This is a genomic window from Gordonia humi, from assembly GCF_014197435.1.
GTDB lineage: Bacteria > Actinomycetota > Actinomycetes > Mycobacteriales > Mycobacteriaceae > Gordonia > Gordonia humi.
The window spans coordinates 2,448,281-2,464,460 of sequence record NZ_JACIFP010000001.1 but is presented as its reverse complement, the minus strand read 5'-3'; the positions used below and the strand labels follow the sequence as shown (position 1 = coordinate 2,464,460).

Annotated in this window: 12 protein-coding genes; 3 read left to right on the top strand and 9 right to left on the bottom strand. The window is 68.0% G+C overall.

Annotated features, from left to right (window positions below):
- Positions 1-81: 81 nt before the first annotated feature.
- The 4 genes from BKA16_RS11230 to prpD form a co-directional block, all read right to left on the bottom strand.
- On the bottom strand, positions 82-3,471 hold the full coding sequence (locus BKA16_RS11230; RefSeq protein ID WP_183370740.1) for a pyruvate carboxylase: 3,390 nt from the start codon (positions 3,469-3,471) through the stop codon (positions 82-84).
- A 101-nt stretch (positions 3,472-3,572) separates the two neighbouring features.
- The gene (locus BKA16_RS11225; protein ID WP_183370739.1) at positions 3,573-4,697 is read right to left on the bottom strand and encodes a bifunctional 2-methylcitrate synthase/citrate synthase; all 1,125 of its coding nucleotides are present in this window, start codon (positions 4,695-4,697) and stop codon (positions 3,573-3,575) included.
- A gap of 2 nt (positions 4,698-4,699) precedes the next feature.
- Positions 4,700-5,623 carry a methylisocitrate lyase gene (prpB, locus tag BKA16_RS11220; protein ID WP_183370738.1) on the bottom strand — a complete coding sequence of 308 codons (924 nt, stop codon included), beginning with the start codon at positions 5,621-5,623 and terminating at the stop codon, positions 4,700-4,702.
- Positions 5,623-7,125: a 2-methylcitrate dehydratase PrpD gene (gene prpD, locus BKA16_RS11215; RefSeq protein ID WP_183370737.1), complete on the bottom strand. Its 1,503-nt coding sequence runs from the start codon at positions 7,123-7,125 to the stop codon at positions 5,623-5,625. The genes prpB and prpD overlap by 1 nt, the downstream gene beginning before the upstream one ends.
- A 119-nt stretch (positions 7,126-7,244) precedes the next feature.
- On the opposite strand from prpD, the gene BKA16_RS11210 reads away from it, so the two are divergent.
- Complete coding sequence (locus BKA16_RS11210) at positions 7,245-8,642, top strand: short-chain fatty acyl-CoA regulator family protein (protein ID WP_183370736.1); 1,398 nt, start codon at positions 7,245-7,247, stop codon at positions 8,640-8,642.
- 10 nt (positions 8,643-8,652) lie between these two features.
- Here BKA16_RS11210 and BKA16_RS11205 read toward each other — a convergent pair whose 3' ends face one another.
- Positions 8,653-9,867 (bottom strand): PucR family transcriptional regulator, encoded by a 1,215-nt coding sequence (locus BKA16_RS11205; RefSeq protein ID WP_183370734.1) that lies wholly within the window; start codon positions 9,865-9,867, stop codon positions 8,653-8,655.
- A 167-nt stretch (positions 9,868-10,034) separates the two neighbouring features.
- Here BKA16_RS11205 and BKA16_RS11200 point away from each other — a divergent pair, with 167 nt between their 5' ends.
- On the top strand, positions 10,035-11,537 hold the full coding sequence (locus BKA16_RS11200; protein ID WP_183370733.1) for a flavin-containing monooxygenase: 1,503 nt from the start codon (positions 10,035-10,037) through the stop codon (positions 11,535-11,537).
- A gap of 28 nt (positions 11,538-11,565) precedes the next feature.
- On the opposite strand, the gene BKA16_RS11195 is transcribed toward BKA16_RS11200, so the two are convergent.
- Positions 11,566-12,789, bottom strand: a complete 1,224-nt coding sequence (locus tag BKA16_RS11195; RefSeq protein ID WP_183370731.1) for an acyl-CoA dehydrogenase family protein — start codon at positions 12,787-12,789, stop codon at positions 11,566-11,568.
- A gap of 22 nt (positions 12,790-12,811) precedes the next feature.
- Between BKA16_RS11195 and BKA16_RS11190 the strand changes: the two genes are divergently transcribed.
- Positions 12,812-14,065 carry a serine hydrolase domain-containing protein gene (locus BKA16_RS11190; protein WP_343067377.1) on the top strand — a complete coding sequence of 418 codons (1,254 nt, stop codon included), beginning with the start codon at positions 12,812-12,814 and terminating at the stop codon, positions 14,063-14,065.
- A 7-nt stretch (positions 14,066-14,072) separates the two neighbouring features.
- On the opposite strand, the gene BKA16_RS11185 is transcribed toward BKA16_RS11190, so the two are convergent.
- The 3 genes from BKA16_RS11185 to BKA16_RS11175 form a co-directional block, all read right to left on the bottom strand.
- Positions 14,073-14,834, bottom strand: coding sequence for an 8-oxoguanine DNA glycosylase OGG fold protein (locus BKA16_RS11185; RefSeq protein ID WP_183370730.1), 762 nt, complete (start codon positions 14,832-14,834; stop codon positions 14,073-14,075).
- 61 nt (positions 14,835-14,895) lie between these two features.
- Positions 14,896-15,210 (bottom strand): histidine phosphatase family protein, encoded by a 315-nt coding sequence (locus BKA16_RS23880; RefSeq protein WP_343067376.1) that lies wholly within the window; start codon positions 15,208-15,210, stop codon positions 14,896-14,898.
- Between the two features lie 149 nt (positions 15,211-15,359).
- The gene (locus tag BKA16_RS11175) at positions 15,360-16,175 is read right to left on the bottom strand and encodes a CbtA family protein (RefSeq protein WP_183370728.1); all 816 of its coding nucleotides are present in this window, start codon (positions 16,173-16,175) and stop codon (positions 15,360-15,362) included.
- Positions 16,176-16,180: the final 5 nt, after the last annotated feature.

Sequence of the window (16,180 nt, the reverse complement as noted above, 5' to 3'; positions counted from 1 at the left end):
GCCTCCCCACGATGTGGGGAGGCCTTCGTCGTGTGGACCCGCCGCATTGGTGAGCTGCGGCGGGTCGACGCCGTCGCCCGGTCAGCTCAGTTCGACGAGCAGATCGCCCGGAGACACCTCGGTGGCGCCGACCACGACCACCCGAGCGACCGTCCCCGCGGCCGAGCTGGTGATCGACGCCTCCATCTTCATCGCCTCGATGGTGGCGACGACGGAGCCCTCGGCGACCTCGTCGCCCACCGCGACGGCCACCGTGGCGACTCCGGTGAACGGCGCCCCGATCTGCTTCGGGTTCGATCGCTCGGCCTTCTCCGCGGCGGGCACCGCCGGGTCGACTCCGCGGTCGCGGACGGTGACCGACCTCAGCTGCCCGTTGACCGTCATGACGACGGTGCGCTGCCCGGTCTCATCGGGTTCGCTGATCGCTTCCAGTCTGATCAGCAGTTCGACGCCCGGCCGCAGTCGGACTCGATGCTCGAAGCCCGGCTGCAGTCCGAAGAAGAACTGGTGCGCGGGCAGCCGGGACGTGTCGCCGAAGGTCTCCAGGTGCTGCTGGTAGTCGGCTGTCGGGCCGGGGAACAGGAGACGGTTCAGCGCGTCTCGGCGCACCTGGCCGGGTTCGGCGAGCGCGGCGAGGTCGTCGTCGGACAGCTCCGCCTCCGCTGCGCGCCGCTCGCGCCCGGCGAGCACCGCGGTGCGCAGCGGTTCGGGCCAGCCGGCGACCGGTTCACCGAGTTCGCCGCTGAGGAAGCCGATCACCGAGTCCGGGATGTCGTAGGCGGCCGGATCGGCGGCGAACTGCTCCGCGGTCACTCCCTGTGCGACGAACGCGATCGCCAGGTCGCCGACGACCTTCGACGACGGGGTCACCTTGATCGGCCGCAGAAGCAGCTCGTTGGCGGCGGCGTACGCGGTCTCGACGGCTTCGAAACGGTTGCCGACGCCGATGGAGATGGCCTGCTGCCGTAGGTTCGACAGCTGGCCGCCCGGGATCTCGTGCGCGTACACCCGTCCGGTGGGTGCGGGGATCCCCGACTCGAACGGAGCGTACTCGCGCCGCACGGCCTCCCAGTACGGCTCCATCGACGTCACCGCGTCCAGGGACAGACCAGTGTCGAACTCGGTGTTCTCCGCGGCCGCGACGATCGCCGACAACGACGGCTGGCTCGTCGTCCCGGCGAGCGCGGCGCTCGCCCCGTCTACGGCGTCGGCCCCCGCCTCCCATGCGGCGAGATACGTCGCCAGCTGTCCACCCGGGGTGTCGTGCGTGTGCAGGTGGACGGGCAGATCGAAACGCTCACGCAAGGCCGAGACCAGGGTCCGCGCGGCACTCGGGCGAAGCAGTCCGGCCATGTCTTTGATCGCGAGGACGTGCGCTCCCGCGTCGACGATCTGTTCGGCGAGGCGCAGGTAGTAGTCGAGCGTGTACACGTCCTCCCGCGGACTCGTCAGATCACCGGTGTAGCTCATGGCGACCTCGGCGACCGTGGTCCCGGTCTCCCGGACGGCGTCGATCGCCGGACGCATGGCCTCGACGCTGTTGAGGGCGTCGAAGATGCGGAAGACGTCGATACCGGTGCGCGCGGCCTCAGCCACGAACGCCGTCGTCACCTCGGTCGGATACGGCGTGTACCCGACGGTGTTCTTACCGCGCAGCAGCATCTGCAGACAGATGTTGGGTATGGCCGCGCGCAGGCGTTCCAGTCGATCCCACGGGTCCTCCTTGAGGAACCGCAACGCGACGTCGTAGGTCGCACCGCCCCAGCACTCGACCGACAGCAACTGCGGGGTGGTGGCCGCGACGTACGGTCCGGCGACCGACAGGCCGCTGGTGCGCACCCGCGTAGCAAGCAGCGACTGGTGTGCGTCGCGGAACGTGGTGTCGGTGACTGCGAGCGCCTTCTGCTCGCGCAGGGCGCGGGCGAATCCCTCCGGGCCCAGTTCGAGCAGCCGTTGCCTCGATCCCGCGGGCGGTTCCCGAAGCTGCTGCGCGGTGAGCGCGGGCAGTTTGGTATGCGGATGCACGGGCGTCGGAAGCGGTCCGTACGGCTGGTGCACGGTGACGTCCGCGAGGTACGAGAGGAGCTTGGTGCCCTTGTCGTCGGTGGGACGCGCCGTGGTGAGCCACGGCCGGTCCTCGATGAACGACGTGGTGATCGCTCCCGCGCGGAAGTCCCGATCGTCGAGCACCGACTGCAGGAAGCCGATGTTGGTGGTGACGCCGCGGATGCGGAACTCGGCGAGCGCCCGGCGTTCGCGGCGCACCGCCGTTGCGAAATCGCTTCCACGGCACGTCAGCTTCACCAGCATCGAGTCGAAGTGCCCGGTGATCTCGCTGCCGAGCGCCGCCGCTCCGTCGAGTCGGACTCCGGCGCCGCCGGGCGCCCGGTACGAGGTGATGCGTCCGGTCGCCGGGCGGAATCCGTCCGCGGGGTCCTCGGTGGTGATGCGGCATTGCAGAGCGGCGCCGCGAATCGCGATGGACTCCTGGCGCAGACCGAGGTCGGCGAGGGTCTCGCCCGACGCGATGCGCAGCTGCGCGGCCACCAGGTCGACATCGGTGATCTCCTCGGTCACCGTGTGCTCCACCTGGATGCGCGGGTTCATCTCGATGAAGAAGTGCCGACCGCATTCGTCGACGAGGAATTCGACGGTGCCCGCACAGCTGTAGCCGATGTGTCGGGCGAAGGCGACGGCGTCCGCGCAGATCCGCTCGCGCAGCTGCGCGTCCAGGTTCGGCGCGGGCGCGATCTCGACGACCTTCTGATGACGACGCTGCAGACTGCAGTCCCGCTCGAAGAGATGAACGACGTTCCCGTGCTCGTCGGCGAGGATCTGCACCTCGATGTGGCGGGGATTCACCACCGCCTGTTCGAGGAACACGGTCGGATTGCCGAATGCGGATGCGGCCTCACGCGAAGCCGCCCCGATCGCATCGGGCAGATCGGCGATGTCCTCGACTCGCCGCATACCCCGTCCGCCGCCACCGGCCACCGCTTTCACGAAGACCGGGAACACCATGTCCGCGGCGGCCTCGACGAGTTCGTCGACGTCCGACGACGGTGCCGATCCCGTGAGCACCGGGAGACCGGCGTCGCGGGCAGCGGTCACCGCCCGCTGCTTGTCGCCGGTCAGATCCAACACGGCGGAGCTCGGGCCGACGAAGGTGATCCCCTCCGCCGCGCAGGCGGCGGCCAGATCCGGGTTCTCGGATACGAAGCCGTATCCCGGATAGACGGCGTCGGCGCCCGCTTCTCGGGCCACCCGCACGATCTCGTCGACATCGAGGTATGCCTGGACCGGGTGCCCCGGCTCCCCTATCCGATACGATTCGTCGGCCTTGCCGCGATGGATGCAGTTGCGATCCTCCTCGGGGTAGATCGCGACGGTGCCCGCCCCGAGTTCATAGGCTGCGCGGAACGCCCGCACGGCGATCTCGCCGCGGTTGGCGACCAGTACTTTGGCGAACATGGTGTTGTCCGGTCCTTTCTGCGAATGAGTCCTGCGCGAGGGACGACGAAGACCGGCGGCGGTCGCATGTGTCCACGCCCGCCGCCGTTCTCCTCGCCGCCCTACGCGGGGACGCTGCGCTGCTGCGGACCGTTGTAGGCCGACAGCGGACGGATCAGCGCGTTCGACGCCGCCTGCTCCATGATGTGGGCGGTCCACCCGGTGATCCGGCTCATCACGAAGATCGGGGTGAACGCGCCGATGTCGAAGCCCATCAGGTGGTACGCCGGCCCGGTCGGGAAGTCGAGGTTCGGTCGGATCCCGGTCCGCGAGACCATCTCGTCTTCCAGCTCGTGGTAGATCTTGAGCCACTTGTCCTGGCCGACGTGCTGCGAGACGTCGACCAGCGCGTCGTACATGGTCGGCACGCGCGAGTCGCCGTTCTTGTACACGCGGTGTCCGAAGCCCATCACCTTCGCCTTGGCGTCGAGCTTCTCGGTGAGCCATCCTCGGGCGCGGTCGGGGGTGTCGATCTCGATCATGTCGTACATGACGGCCTCGTTGGCGCCGCCGTGCAGCGATCCCTTGAGGGCGCCGATGGCGGCGGTGACCGCGCTGTACATGTCCGATCCGGTGGAGGTCACGACCCGCGCGGAGAACGTCGACGCGTTGAAGCTGTGCTCCGCATACAGAATCATCGACTTCTCGAAGGCGCGGACGATCACCGGGTCGGGGACCTCGCCGAAGCACATGGTCAGGAAGTTCTCGGCGTATCCGAGGCCGTGGTGCGGTTCGATCGGATCGAGTCCGCGGCGGCGGCGCATGTCGGCGGCGACGATGGTCGGCAGGATCGCGAACATGCGCTGTGCCTTCGCCATCAGCTTCGCCGGATCGGTCGCGTCCTCGTCGGGATCCTCGGTGCCGAGGTAGCTGATCATGGTCCGGACGACGTCCATCGGATGACAGGTGTCCGGGGTACGGGCCAGGACGGCCTGCGCGGACCGGTCGAGACGTCGGCTGGCCCGCTCGCGCTGAGTGAACTGCGCGAGCTGGCCGTCGCTCGGCAGTTCGCCGTACCAGAGCAGGTACGCCACCTGCTCGAACGAGCACGACGCCGCCAATTCCTGCACGGCGTAGCCGCGGTAGGTCAGCGAGTTGGTCTCCGGTACCACTTTGGAGACCGCGGTCGTATCGACGACGACGCCGGCCAGACCCTTGTAGATGGTGGGTGTTGCTTCTGCGCTCATGGTCACTTCCCTGGCTTGGTGTAGGTGAAGAGGTTCTGGTCGAAGGCGTTGTAGTCGGAGTATCGGAGGAACTCGTAGAGGCGGGCCCGATGCTGCATGGAGTCCAGGAGCGGCTCCTGGGTGCCGTCGGCGGCGATCGCCGCGAGACCCGACTCGACGGCGCCCATGGCCAGGCGCAGGGTGGTGACCGGGTAGATCACGACGTTGAATCCGAGGTTCCGCAGCTGATCGGTGGTGAGCAGCTGCGATTTCCCGAACTCGGTCATGTTGGCCAGCAGCGGCGCGTCGACGGCCTTGCGGAACGTCTCGAACTCGCGTTCGTCGGCGAGCGCTTCGGTGAAGATGAGGTCGGCGCCGGCGTCGACATAGGCCTTGGCACGGTCGATGGCCGCGTCGAGTCCCTCCACGCCCCGGGCGTCGGTGCGAGCACACACGATGAAGTTCGGGTCTCGACGGGCGCCGACCGCGGCGACGATGCGCCGCAGCATGTCGTCGACCGGCACGACCTCCTTGCCGTCGAGATGGCCGCACCGCTTCGGATTCACCTGATCCTCCAGGTGGCAGCCGGCCAGACCCGCGTCCTCCAGCGAGGCGACGGTGCGCGCCGCGCTCATCGGCTCGCCGAATCCGGTGTCGGCGTCGATCAGCGTCGGCAGATCCGTCGCTCGAGCGATGGCGCCCCCTCGCGTGACGACCTCGGTGAGCGTCGTCAGGCCGATGTCGGGCAGACCCAGGTCGGCGGCGAGCGCAGCGCCCGAGACGTACACGCCCTCGAAACCCGCGTCGGCGACGATCTTCGCGACGAGCGGGCTGAACGCACCCGGCCACCGCTGGAGGTCACCCGAGTCGAGCGCGGCACGCAGGTCCGCACGCTTGGCGGCGTCGCTGACACCCGAGTTGAACAGGCCGTTCGTCCCGTCGGACATCAGAGGATCCCCTCACCGGTCGCGGGCGCCGACGCCAGCACCTGGTCGAGCACGCGGACGTTCAGTCCGCCCAGGTCGCCCGCGGCGAGTCCGTTCAGTCCGGTCGCCGCCGCGGTGAACCGCGACTGCTCCGTCTCGTCGACGACGCCGTCGGCCATGCGGGCGAACTTGGCGAGATACTGTTCGCGGGCGAACGGGCGGGCGCCGAGCGGATGTGCGTCGGCGACCGCGAGTTCGTCCTCGATGACCTCTCCGCTCTTGAGCGTGACGACCGCGCGGGCGCCGAACGCCTTCTCGTTCGGGTCGGCCGAGTGGTAGCGGCGCGTCCACTCGGGATCCTCGACGGTGGAGATCTTGCGCCACAGCTCCACGGTGTCGGGCCGAGAGGCGCGTTCGGGCGCGTAGGAGCGCTCGTGATCCCAGTCGCCGTCCTGCAGGGCGACGGCGAAGATGTACATGACCGAGTGGTCGAGCGTCTCCCGGCTGGCGGTCGGGTCGAACTTCTGCGGATCGTTCGAGCCGGTGCCGATCACGTAGTGCGTGTGATGGCTGGTGTGCAGGACGATCGACGCGATCTGGTCGAGGTCGCCGATGCGATCGCGCATGCGACGCGCCAGGTCGATGGGAGCCTGGCTCTGGTATTCGGCCGAGTGCTCCTTGGTGTAGCTGTCCAGAATGGCCCGCTTGGGTTCGCCGGGGCCGGGCAACGGGATCGTGTACGTCGCGTCGGGACCGCCGAGCAGCCACGCGATGACGCCGTCCTCGCCCTCCCAGATGGGGGCGGGCGCACCCTCGCCGCGCATGGCGCGATCGACGGCCTCGATCGCGATCTTGCCCGCATGCGCCGGTGCGTACGCCTTCCAACTGGAGATGAGCCCCTTGCGCGATTGGCGGGTGGCGGTCGTCAGGTGCAGCGCCTGGCCGACCGCCTGATAGATGGTGTCGATGTTCAGGCCGAGCATGGTGCCGATGCCTGCCGCGACCGACGGTCCGAGATGCGCGACGTGATCGATCTTGTGCTCGTGCAGACACATGCCGCGCACCAGGTCGATCTGGATCTCGTACGCGGTGGCGAGACCGCGGATGAGGTCGGCTCCGCTCGCACCGGTCCGCTGGGCGACGGCGACGAGCGGCGGGATGTTGTCGCCGGGGTGCGAGTACTCGGCGGCCAGGAAGGTGTCGTGGAAGTCGAGTTCCCGGACGGCGACGCCGTTGGCCCACGCGGCCCACTCCGGCGCGAACCGCCCGTCGACGCCGAAGACGGTCGAACCGCCGTCCAGCGGACGAGACTGCGCCTGGCGACGGGCGCTGGTGACCGGTCGGCGGGCCACCGAGGCCGCACTGACGGCGGCGTTGTCGATGACCCGATTGACGATCATCTCGGCGGTGTCGGCGGGGACCTCCACCGGATCGACGGCGACCTGAGCGATCTTGTAAGCGAGGTGCTCTTCGATCGGGAACTCGTCGGCGCTGCGTCGGGTGCGAACTTCGTGGTTGATCATGTTTGCACCGTACGCAGACTGCACCATCCGAGGTAAGTCCTGGCAAATGCGTATTTCTGCGGAGATTTTCATCGACTATTGCGGATGTTGCGGACGCTTCCTGTCGTAGGCTGGCATCTATGGCGAAGACCTATGTGGGGGCACGACTACGCCGCCTGCGCGCCGACCTCGGCATCAGCCAGGCCGCACTGGCGCGCCGTATCGACATGTCGACGACGTATGTCAATCAGCTCGAGAACGACCAACGACCGATCACCGTTCCGGTGCTGCTGACGCTCGCGTCGACCTTCGATCTCCCCGCCGACTACTTCGCCGATTCGGGCGACGCCCGGCTGTCCGCCGACATCGCCGACGCACTCCTCGCACACGGTGAGGAGGCAGACCGGTCCGAGATCACCGAACTCGTCTCGCGGATGCCGTCGGTGGGCCGCACACTGGTCAATCTGCATCGCAGACTGAGTGCGGCGACCGCCGAACTCGAGGACCACCGATCCGCGGGCGCGGTGGCCCCGGAGCTCTCGGTGACGCCGTTCGAACAGGTCCGCGACTACTTCTACGATCGGCGCAACCACGTCGCCGAACTCGATGCGGCCGCCGAGCGGCTGTTCTCCGACGAGGGGTTCTCGATCGGCGGACTCGACCTCCAGTTGGCACGACACCTCGACCAGACGTACGGGGTCCGCGTGGTGATCGGCTCGTCCGGCGAGCCCACCGTCGCCAAGCGCCGGTACGACGTCGAGGCCGCGACGGTCACCTTGGCACGGTCTCTCACCGCCGGACAGCGCGCCTTTCAGCTCGCCACCCAGCTGGCGTTGCTCTCGCAGCGCGCCCGCATCGACGCGCTGGTCGACGCGTCGACGGTGGCGAACGATTCTCGGCCCGTGCTGCGTGTCGGCCTCGCGAACTACTTCGCCGGGGCACTCGTCCTGCCGTACGGCGTGTTCGCTTCGGCGGCGAGAGAGCTGCGCTACGACGTGGGGTTGCTCTCGCGCCGCTTCGAGGTCGGCTTCGAGACGGTATGCCATCGCCTGTCGACGCTGCAGAGGCCCGGCGACCGCGGGATTCCGTTCATCTTCGTCCGCGTCGATCGGGCCGGGAACATCTCGAAGCGCCAGTCGGCGACGGCGTTCCACTTCTCCCGTGTGGGCGGCAACTGTCCGCTGTGGGTGGTGCACGACGCGTTCTCGATGGCGGGTCGGATTCACACGCAGGTCTCCGAGATGCCGGACGGCCGCAAGTACTTCTGGTTGGCGCGGACCATTGATCCGTCGCCCGGCGGGCATCTGTCGACGGCTCCCGAGTTCGCGATCGGACTCGGTTGCGATCTGTCGCACGCCGACGAACTCGTCTACGCGACCGGGATCGACCTCGGCGACGCACGCACCGTCGTCCCGATCGGCGGCGGCTGCAAGGTGTGCGACCGGCCCGCGTGTCCGCAACGCGCGTTCCCGATGCTCGGACACGGCATCCACGTCGATGAGAAGGTCAGCGATTCGGTGCCGTACCGCCCGGCGTGAGGTCCGGCCGTCAGTCGAGCCACGCCGACAGTTCCAACGCCGCCGCCACGTGAACGGCGTTCGTCGGCAACGGTCGAGGGAGCAGAGCATCGGCTCGCGCGAGCCGCCGGAGCACCGTGTTGCGGTGGGTGTACAGGCGCGACGCCGTGACACTCGCGTTGCATCCCGCACCGAACCACGTGCGGACGCACTCGAGGACGTCGGCGTCGGCGTGCCGGAGCTCCCCGAGTGTGGCGTCGACGAAACCTCGTGCGGCGAGGTCGTCCTCACCGAGGAGCGCGACGAGTCGAGCCTGATCGAAGTGTGCCGTTCGACGCGCACCGCTCGAGCGAGCGAGCAGTCTCCGCACGGTCAACGCTTCGAAATGACTGCGGCGGAACCCCTCTCGACCGTCGCCGGCCGAGCCCACCGCGATGCGGACGCCGCGATGATCGGCGACGGCGCCCTCGGCCCGCACCTCGCGACACGGCAGCCACACCCATAGCTCGGACGCGCCCGCCATGACCGTGAGCCGACCGCTCACACCGGAGGCCTCCATCACCGCGGCGCAGACCGTCTCCACATCGTCGGGCCCGGTCTCGGCGTCTCCGAACACCACCATGGCGGTGTGCGGCCCGTCGAGTCGATACCGGAGCTGGGACTCGGCGCGCTCCTGCGCGATGGGAGCCCCTTCCAGTACGAGGGCGACGGCGGCGCGCCGCTCGGCGTGCGTATCGCCGGCCAACTCGGTGCGCGCCAGGTCGATGAGTTCGGCCAGTTCGTGCACCGTGTCGTCGATGAACGCCGCGATCGACGCCGAGGTGACCTCGAGCAACTCGCGCAGGACCGTGGCATCGTCGGTCAACGAGAAGCAGATCTCCATCCACAACCGCCAGGCGACGTTCTGCGCCGTGCGAAACGAGTCCAGCGCCCGCGAGTCGAGACCCCGGCGCGCGAGATCGCGGATGTACGTCCTGGTGTGGTCGGTGATCGCCACCGGGACGCGAGCTCCCGGATCGGCCATGTTCGACGCCGCCCAGTGCGCCAGGTTGCCCGCGTTGATCTCCAGTGCCACCGTGAGAAGCGCCTCGTCACCGGCGATCGCCTCCATCCCCGCGCCGTCGGTGACCGCGGAGTTGATCTCGTCGATCCACTCGGGCGGAGCCTCGAGGATGGCGCGCACACCGTCGCGAATGAGTTCGGCGACGGCGGGTGAGACGCCAGAATCCACAGGATGTGCGTTCATATGGTGCATTATGCACCCGATTCCCCGCCGATCAGGTCTCATTCGTGCTTGCAAAAGTTAACCATGACAACGATGATTGTTAAGGAGGGTCTCGACTCCACTCACCCGGCGAACAGACCCGCTCGACCGCACCGACGGCGTTGAACTTCAAGTAGAACGGACAGCCCATGCCCACCGATTCCATCCTGACCGACGGCCCGCTCGACGTACTCGTCCTCGGCGCAGGCATCTCCGGCATCGGTGCCGGGCACTACCTCCGCACCGAGCATCCGTCGAAGAAGTTCGCGATCCTGGAGTCACGGGAGTCCGCGGGCGGCACGTGGAGCCTGTTCACGTACCCGGGCATCCGCTCGGACTCCGACCTGAACACGTTCGGCTACGAGTTCAAGCCGTGGCGCGACCCGCAGGCCATCGCCGACGCACCGCGCATCCTGGACTACCTGCACGAGGCCATCGCGGACGATCACCTCGACGAGGTGATCGTCTACAACCGCCGGGCCACCTCGGTCGACTGGTCCGAGTCCGATCAGCTGTGGAACGTCACCGTGCACCGCAACGACGCCGACGACGACTTCGTCGTCCAGACCCGGTGGCTGTTCGCCGGAACCGGCTACTACAACTACGCCGAGGGCTTCACCCCCGAGTTCCCGGGCAGCGAGAGGTTCACGGGGCAGATCGTGCATCCGCAGCACTGGCCGTCCGATCTCGATTACGCGGGCAAGAAGGTCGTGGTGATCGGTTCGGGCGCGACGGCGGTCACGCTGGTTCCGTCGATGGCGGAGGCCACCGAGCACATCACGATGCTGCAGCGCACGCCCACGTATGTGATTCCGCTCCCCCGCGAGGACGCTATCTCGAATGCGATGAAGAAGGTCCTCGGCCCCGATCGCGGCTACGCGCTGAGCCGCCAGAAGAACATCGTCCAGCAGAAGCTCTTCTACCAGCTCAGCCAGAAGTTCCCGACCGTGGCGCGCAAGGTGATCCGAGCCACGAACGTCGCGATGCTGCCGAGCGACTTCGACGTCGACACGCACTTCAACCCGCCGTACAACCCGTGGGATCAGCGCGTCTGCGTGGTCCCCGACGGCGACCTGTTCAAAGCGATCAAGAAGGGCTCGGCCTCGATCGCGACGGGCCGCATCGCAACCTTCACCGAGAACGGCGTCCTGCTCGAGGACGGCACCGAGATCGAGGCCGACATCATCGTCACGGCGACCGGACTGAACCTTCAGCTGTTCGGCGGTATGGAGGTCAAGGTCGACGGTCAGACCATCGACCTGTCGGACACACTGGCTTACCGCGGCATGATGCTGTCGGGCATCCCGAACTTCGCGATGGCGATCGGTTACACGAACTCGTCCTGGACGCTCAAGATCGGTCTGCTGTGCGAGTACTTCTGCCGCATGTTGACCTACATGGATGCGAGCGAGTTCACCTCGGTGCGGGCCGTCGCCGACCCGGCCATGCCGACGCGTCCGCTGCTCGACTTCGGCGCGGGTTACGTCAAGCGAGCCCTCGACCGCCTGCCCAAGCAGGGCACGCAGGTGCCGTGGACCATGACCATGTCCGTCGCCGCCGACGTGAAACAGCTCCGCAAGGGCGCGATCGTCGATCCCTACCTCGACTATCGCAAGCAGACCGTCCCCGCCGAACCCGCCCCCGCGGTCTGATCGACGACCGATCGACGCATGTCGCGAACTATTCGGCCAGAAGGCCTTTCGCGACATGCGTCACCTGGATCTCGTTCGACCCGGCATAGATCATCAGGGACTTCGCGTCACGGGCGAGTCGTTCCACTTCGTACTCCGCCATATAGCCGTTTCCGCCGAACAGCTGAACCGCTTCCATGGCGACCTCGGTCGCCGCCCGGGACGAATACAGCTTCATCGCTGAGGCCTGCGCCAACGTCGGCGGCCTACCGGCCTTCGACGCCTCCATCGCCACGAACAACATGTTCTGCACGTTGAGCCGAGCCACCTCCATCTCGGCGAGCTTGAGCTGGATCAGCTGGAACTTCGCGATCTCCTGACCCCACAGGGTCCGCTTCTTCGCATAGTCGATCGACAGTTCCTGCGCGCGATTGATGATGCCGAGGGAGAGCGCGGCGATGCCGATGCGCTCGGCGGTGAACCCCGACTTCGCGCTGTCTCCGCCCCGCTTGTCCGATCCGGTGTCCTCGGTCTCCCCGAGCAGACGGTCGGGTGTCAGCCGGATGTCGTCGAAGAACAGTTCTCCGGTGGGCGAACTCATCATGCCCATCTTCTTGAACGGCTTACCGCGGGTCAGACCCGGCATATCGCCGTCGAGCACGAAGGTGAGCACCTTGCGCTCACGCATCGGAGTGCCGTCCCCTTCGTCGAGCTTCGCGAACACGACGATCGTGTCCGCGTACGGACCGTTGGTGATGAACGTCTTGTTCCCGTTGAGAATGTAGTCGGCTCCGTCGCGCCGCACGGTGGTCTTCATGCCGCCCAGCGCGTCCGACCCACTGTCCGGTTCCGTGATCGCCCAGGCGCCGACCGTGCGCATGGTGACCAGGTCGGGCAGCCAGCGCCTCTTCTGCGCGAGCGTGCCGCGACCGCGGATCGTCGACACGGTGAGCCCCATCGACACCCCCATCGATCCGATCGTGCCCAGACTGACTCCGGCCATCTCCATGTTCAGGATCAGGAACATCGAGTTGGCCAACGTCGACGAGCCGCCGGCCGCGCGTGCCTCACCGGCCTCGGCCGCCGCAAGTTCTTTTTCCAGACTCTCGGCGTTCATCGCATCCATGCCGAATGTGGCGAGCATCTTGCGGATGATGTCGTACGGCGGGAGTTCACCGCTCTCGAGTTCGTGGATGTGCGGTCGAACCTCCTTCTCGATGAACCCTCGGATGGCGTCCCGCACCATCCGGTCTTCGTCGGACCACTCGAACATGCGACCTCCAAGGAATTGAAACGTGTTCTATGTCGATGACGACCCTATCGCCTCGCGCAGGAGCGCGCCGCAGCACGGACGCATTCACCTTCCCGACTCGCTTACCTCCCAACAGTTGTCGGACCGGACATGGATCGGCGACGAGGCCGGCGACGAGCGTGCCGATGCGATCTGGCGCGCGGCCGAGCACTGGTACTCGGGGGGCACGCAGCCCGCGATCCAGGTGTGCGTCCGTCATCGCGGTCGGGTGATCGTCGACCGCGCCGTCGGACACGGCCGCACACCGATCGAGAACGTCACATCGGCGACGCCGTTCTGCCTGTTCTCGGCGTCGAAGGCGATCGCCGCGGTCGCGGTGTGGCGACTGATCGATCAGGGTGTCGTCGACCTCGGCACCCGGGTGGCCGACCTGGTGCCCGGATACTCGGCGAACGGCAAGGGCTCGACGACCATCGACCACGTCCTCACCCATCGAGCCGGGATCCCGTTCGCGCTCGCGGGCAGCGCCGACCAGACACGCGCGGACGACCGTGCCTTCGTACGCGCGGCGCTGTGTCGCATGGTTCCGCTGCACCGGCCCGGACTGCTGCACTTCTACCATGCGCTCACGTGGGGACCGCTGGTCCGCGAGATCGTCGAGACCGCCACCGGGCGCCCGATGCGCGAGTACATCGCCGATGAGATCACCGGCCCCCTCGGACTTCGATGGACCAATATCGGCGTCGACCGTTCCGACGTGATCGAGGTCGCCCGCAGCCACGTCACCGGATCGCGCACCTCGTTCGCCGTGGACACCGCTTTCCGGCTCGCCACCGGCCGCACCCTCGACGGCATCATCTCGTCATCGAACGCACCGGAGGTCCTGACCAGCACGATTCCGTCGTCGACCGGAGTGTCGAACGCCGTCGAGCTGTCCCGATTCGCGGAGATGCTCCTGCGTGGCGGCGCCCTCGACGGTGTCCGGATCCTGTCGGCGGACGCGATCGTGGCCGCCCGCCGAGAGCGACGGGCGCTGCGTCCCGACGTCGCGACCGCCGGCGTCCCACTGCGCTGGGGCACCGGCTTCATGCTGGGCTCGCACTACTTCGGACCGTTCGGGCGCCGAGCTCCCGAGGCGTTCGGACACACCGGACTCACCCAGATCGCGATGTGGGCGGATCCGCAACGCGATCTCGCGACGGCCGTCGTGAGCAGCGGAAAGCCGCTCGGCGACGTCGACGGCGGACGCTACCGTGGTCTGCTCGACACGATCGCGGCGGCCTTCCCACGATCCTGACGGCCGATCACCAGAGCGACAGCGCGTCCCGACGGATCGACCGATCGAGTCGGCGATGCCAGTCCTGATTGAGCCAGAGCTCGACGATCTCGGGTCGGGTTCCGGCCTGCCCCGCCCACTGATGGATCAGATTGGAATAGCGCGAGTACGTCCGCACCGAGAACTGCGACGGTGAACCGTCCTCCATCCACCCGTGGCGAACCATGCTGGCGGCCGAGAACTTGTCGAGCAATTGGGGTCGGTCCGGCACCGAGCCGTGGACCGCCCAGCTGTAGAGCGACAGCAGCGAGTGCCCGACTCCCGGTGCCACCGGCCATCCCGACCATGTGCGGAACGCACCCGTCTGGACGAGGGCGGGCTCTCTCTCGCAGGCGTCCAACGCCCGCGCGATCACGTCGTACGGGCGGTGGCTGTCGTGCGGGTCGCGCACGTCCAGGAACCGGCGGCGACCACCGCGGTCGGAATGAGACCGCAGCCACGCCGCACACAGGTACAGCCGATTGAGCGCGGGTTCGGGGCCGAGGTCGAGAGTGGTGCTCGACGCCTCGAGGTCGCCGCGTCGGACGTGACCGATCCCCGACTCGATCTGTCGGCCGTCGGCGTCCGTCGCGTACACGCGCGCGGGGATCCGCAGCGCCGCCAGCCGGGTGTTCCACCTGTCCAGATCGACCTCGGCGAAATCGTCGAGGACGGCCTCCGCGTACGGCTGGTGGTGACACCAGACGACGCAGTCCTTCGGCACCACCAGCTTCTCGTCACCCCGTCTCATGACTGCATGGTGGCACGCCCCTACGACAGTCCTCGTCGACGTCGCTCCTCCTCCGGCGTCGTCACCGGCAGTCGAACACCGACGCCGGGCGGACCTCGACCGCGAAGTACCGGTCCGCGTCCGCGCACAGCAGCGCCTGAGCGACCGGTGACGCGACGATCACCTGGTCGCCGTCGTCGACCGCGGCACCGATCCGCGCGACGAACGCTCGGATGCTCTCACCGCCGTGCGGGCACGCGTCCGGATCCGCGAACCAGACGGGCAGGTCCGCGGCGACGTCTTCCGGCGCCCGGCCCCGCCAGCGACCGATGTCGAGAGAGGCCAGCGACGGATCCGGTTCGACCGCCACCCCCAGGGCGGCGGCGGTGGAGACCACCGAGAGTTCCGGGCCCACGCGGTACGGGCCCGCCGGGATCGCGATCCGGGCGAGAGCGGCACGTCCCCCGGCGTCGAGATCGTCGTGCTCGCCGCCGAACCGGACCGCACGGTTGGGCGCGGTCCGGCCCGCGACGACGACGGTGACGCTCAGGCCGACAGCTTCTCGACCGAGCCCGCGGCCTCGACGGCGTTGCGGGTGCGGCGCATCATCACGCCGAGCAGACCGACGAACACGGTGATCAGCACGGTCCACAGAAGCACCTGGTTGGCGACCGCGTAGATCCGGAAGTCGGCGACCACCTGGCCCGGAAAGCCCGGTGCCACGATCGTGTCGCCGTCCATGACGGGTCCGGGGACCTCTTTGAACTCGGGCAGCAGTGCCGCGGCGACGGTGACGCCGATCAGGTAGACGACGGCACCGGCGACGGCGGCCCACCAGCCGCCGATCTTCGACGACGCCGAGCGTGCGATCAGCACACCGACGATCGCGAGCACGATGGAGACGATCGTGATCGTCAGGAACGAGCTCGACCGCGAACCGATGGTGTCCTCCTCACCCACCGCGGGCGGGTTCGGCGGGTACACGAAGAACGGGATGGCGATGACGGCGACGAACGAGATCGCACCGAGGACGACCGCCGTCGTGCGCGGGTCGGCGTCCGGGCGTGACCGCCCGACGTACGCCCAGGTGACGGTGAAGGCGACGGCGAAGAGCGCGCCGATCGCCAGCGCGAAGACCAGCGTGCCGATGCCGGCGCCGATGCCCTCCTGCACCGAACGGCTGAACAGCTCGTGCTCATGCGCGTGATCGCCGCTCAACATCGCCTCGGCGTCCGAGCGGACGTCTTCGTAGTCGATCGCCTTCGCGACCTGCGGCTCGATGAAGATGCGGGCGAAGATGTACGACACGATGCCGGCGATCAGACCTGCGAGCAGTCCCGCGCCGATGAATTTGCGTTCCATGTTCT

Excerpts from the sequence above, each read along its gene's own strand:
- BKA16_RS11225 (WP_183370739.1), bottom strand. The coding sequence starts at position 4,697 with ATGAGCGCAGAAGCAACACCCACCATCTACAAGGGTCTGGCCGGCGTC.
- BKA16_RS11200 (WP_183370733.1), top strand. The coding sequence starts at position 10,035 with ATGCCCACCGATTCCATCCTGACCGACGGCCCGCTCGACGTACTCGTC.
- BKA16_RS11205 (WP_183370734.1), bottom strand. The coding sequence starts at position 9,867 with ATGAACGCACATCCTGTGGATTCTGGCGTCTCACCCGCCGTCGCCGAA.
- BKA16_RS11210 (WP_183370736.1), top strand. The coding sequence starts at position 7,245 with ATGGCGAAGACCTATGTGGGGGCACGACTACGCCGCCTGCGCGCCGAC.
- BKA16_RS11185 (WP_183370730.1), bottom strand. The coding sequence starts at position 14,834 with ATGAGACGGGGTGACGAGAAGCTGGTGGTGCCGAAGGACTGCGTCGTC.
- prpD (WP_183370737.1), bottom strand. The coding sequence starts at position 7,125 with ATGATCAACCACGAAGTTCGCACCCGACGCAGCGCCGACGAGTTCCCG.
- BKA16_RS11175 (WP_183370728.1), bottom strand. The coding sequence starts at position 16,175 with ATGGAACGCAAATTCATCGGCGCGGGACTGCTCGCAGGTCTGATCGCC.
- prpB (WP_183370738.1), bottom strand. The coding sequence starts at position 5,623 with ATGTCCGACGGGACGAACGGCCTGTTCAACTCGGGTGTCAGCGACGCC.
- BKA16_RS11230 (WP_183370740.1), bottom strand. The coding sequence starts at position 3,471 with ATGTTCGCCAAAGTACTGGTCGCCAACCGCGGCGAGATCGCCGTGCGG.
- BKA16_RS11195 (WP_183370731.1), bottom strand. The coding sequence starts at position 12,789 with ATGTTCGAGTGGTCCGACGAAGACCGGATGGTGCGGGACGCCATCCGA.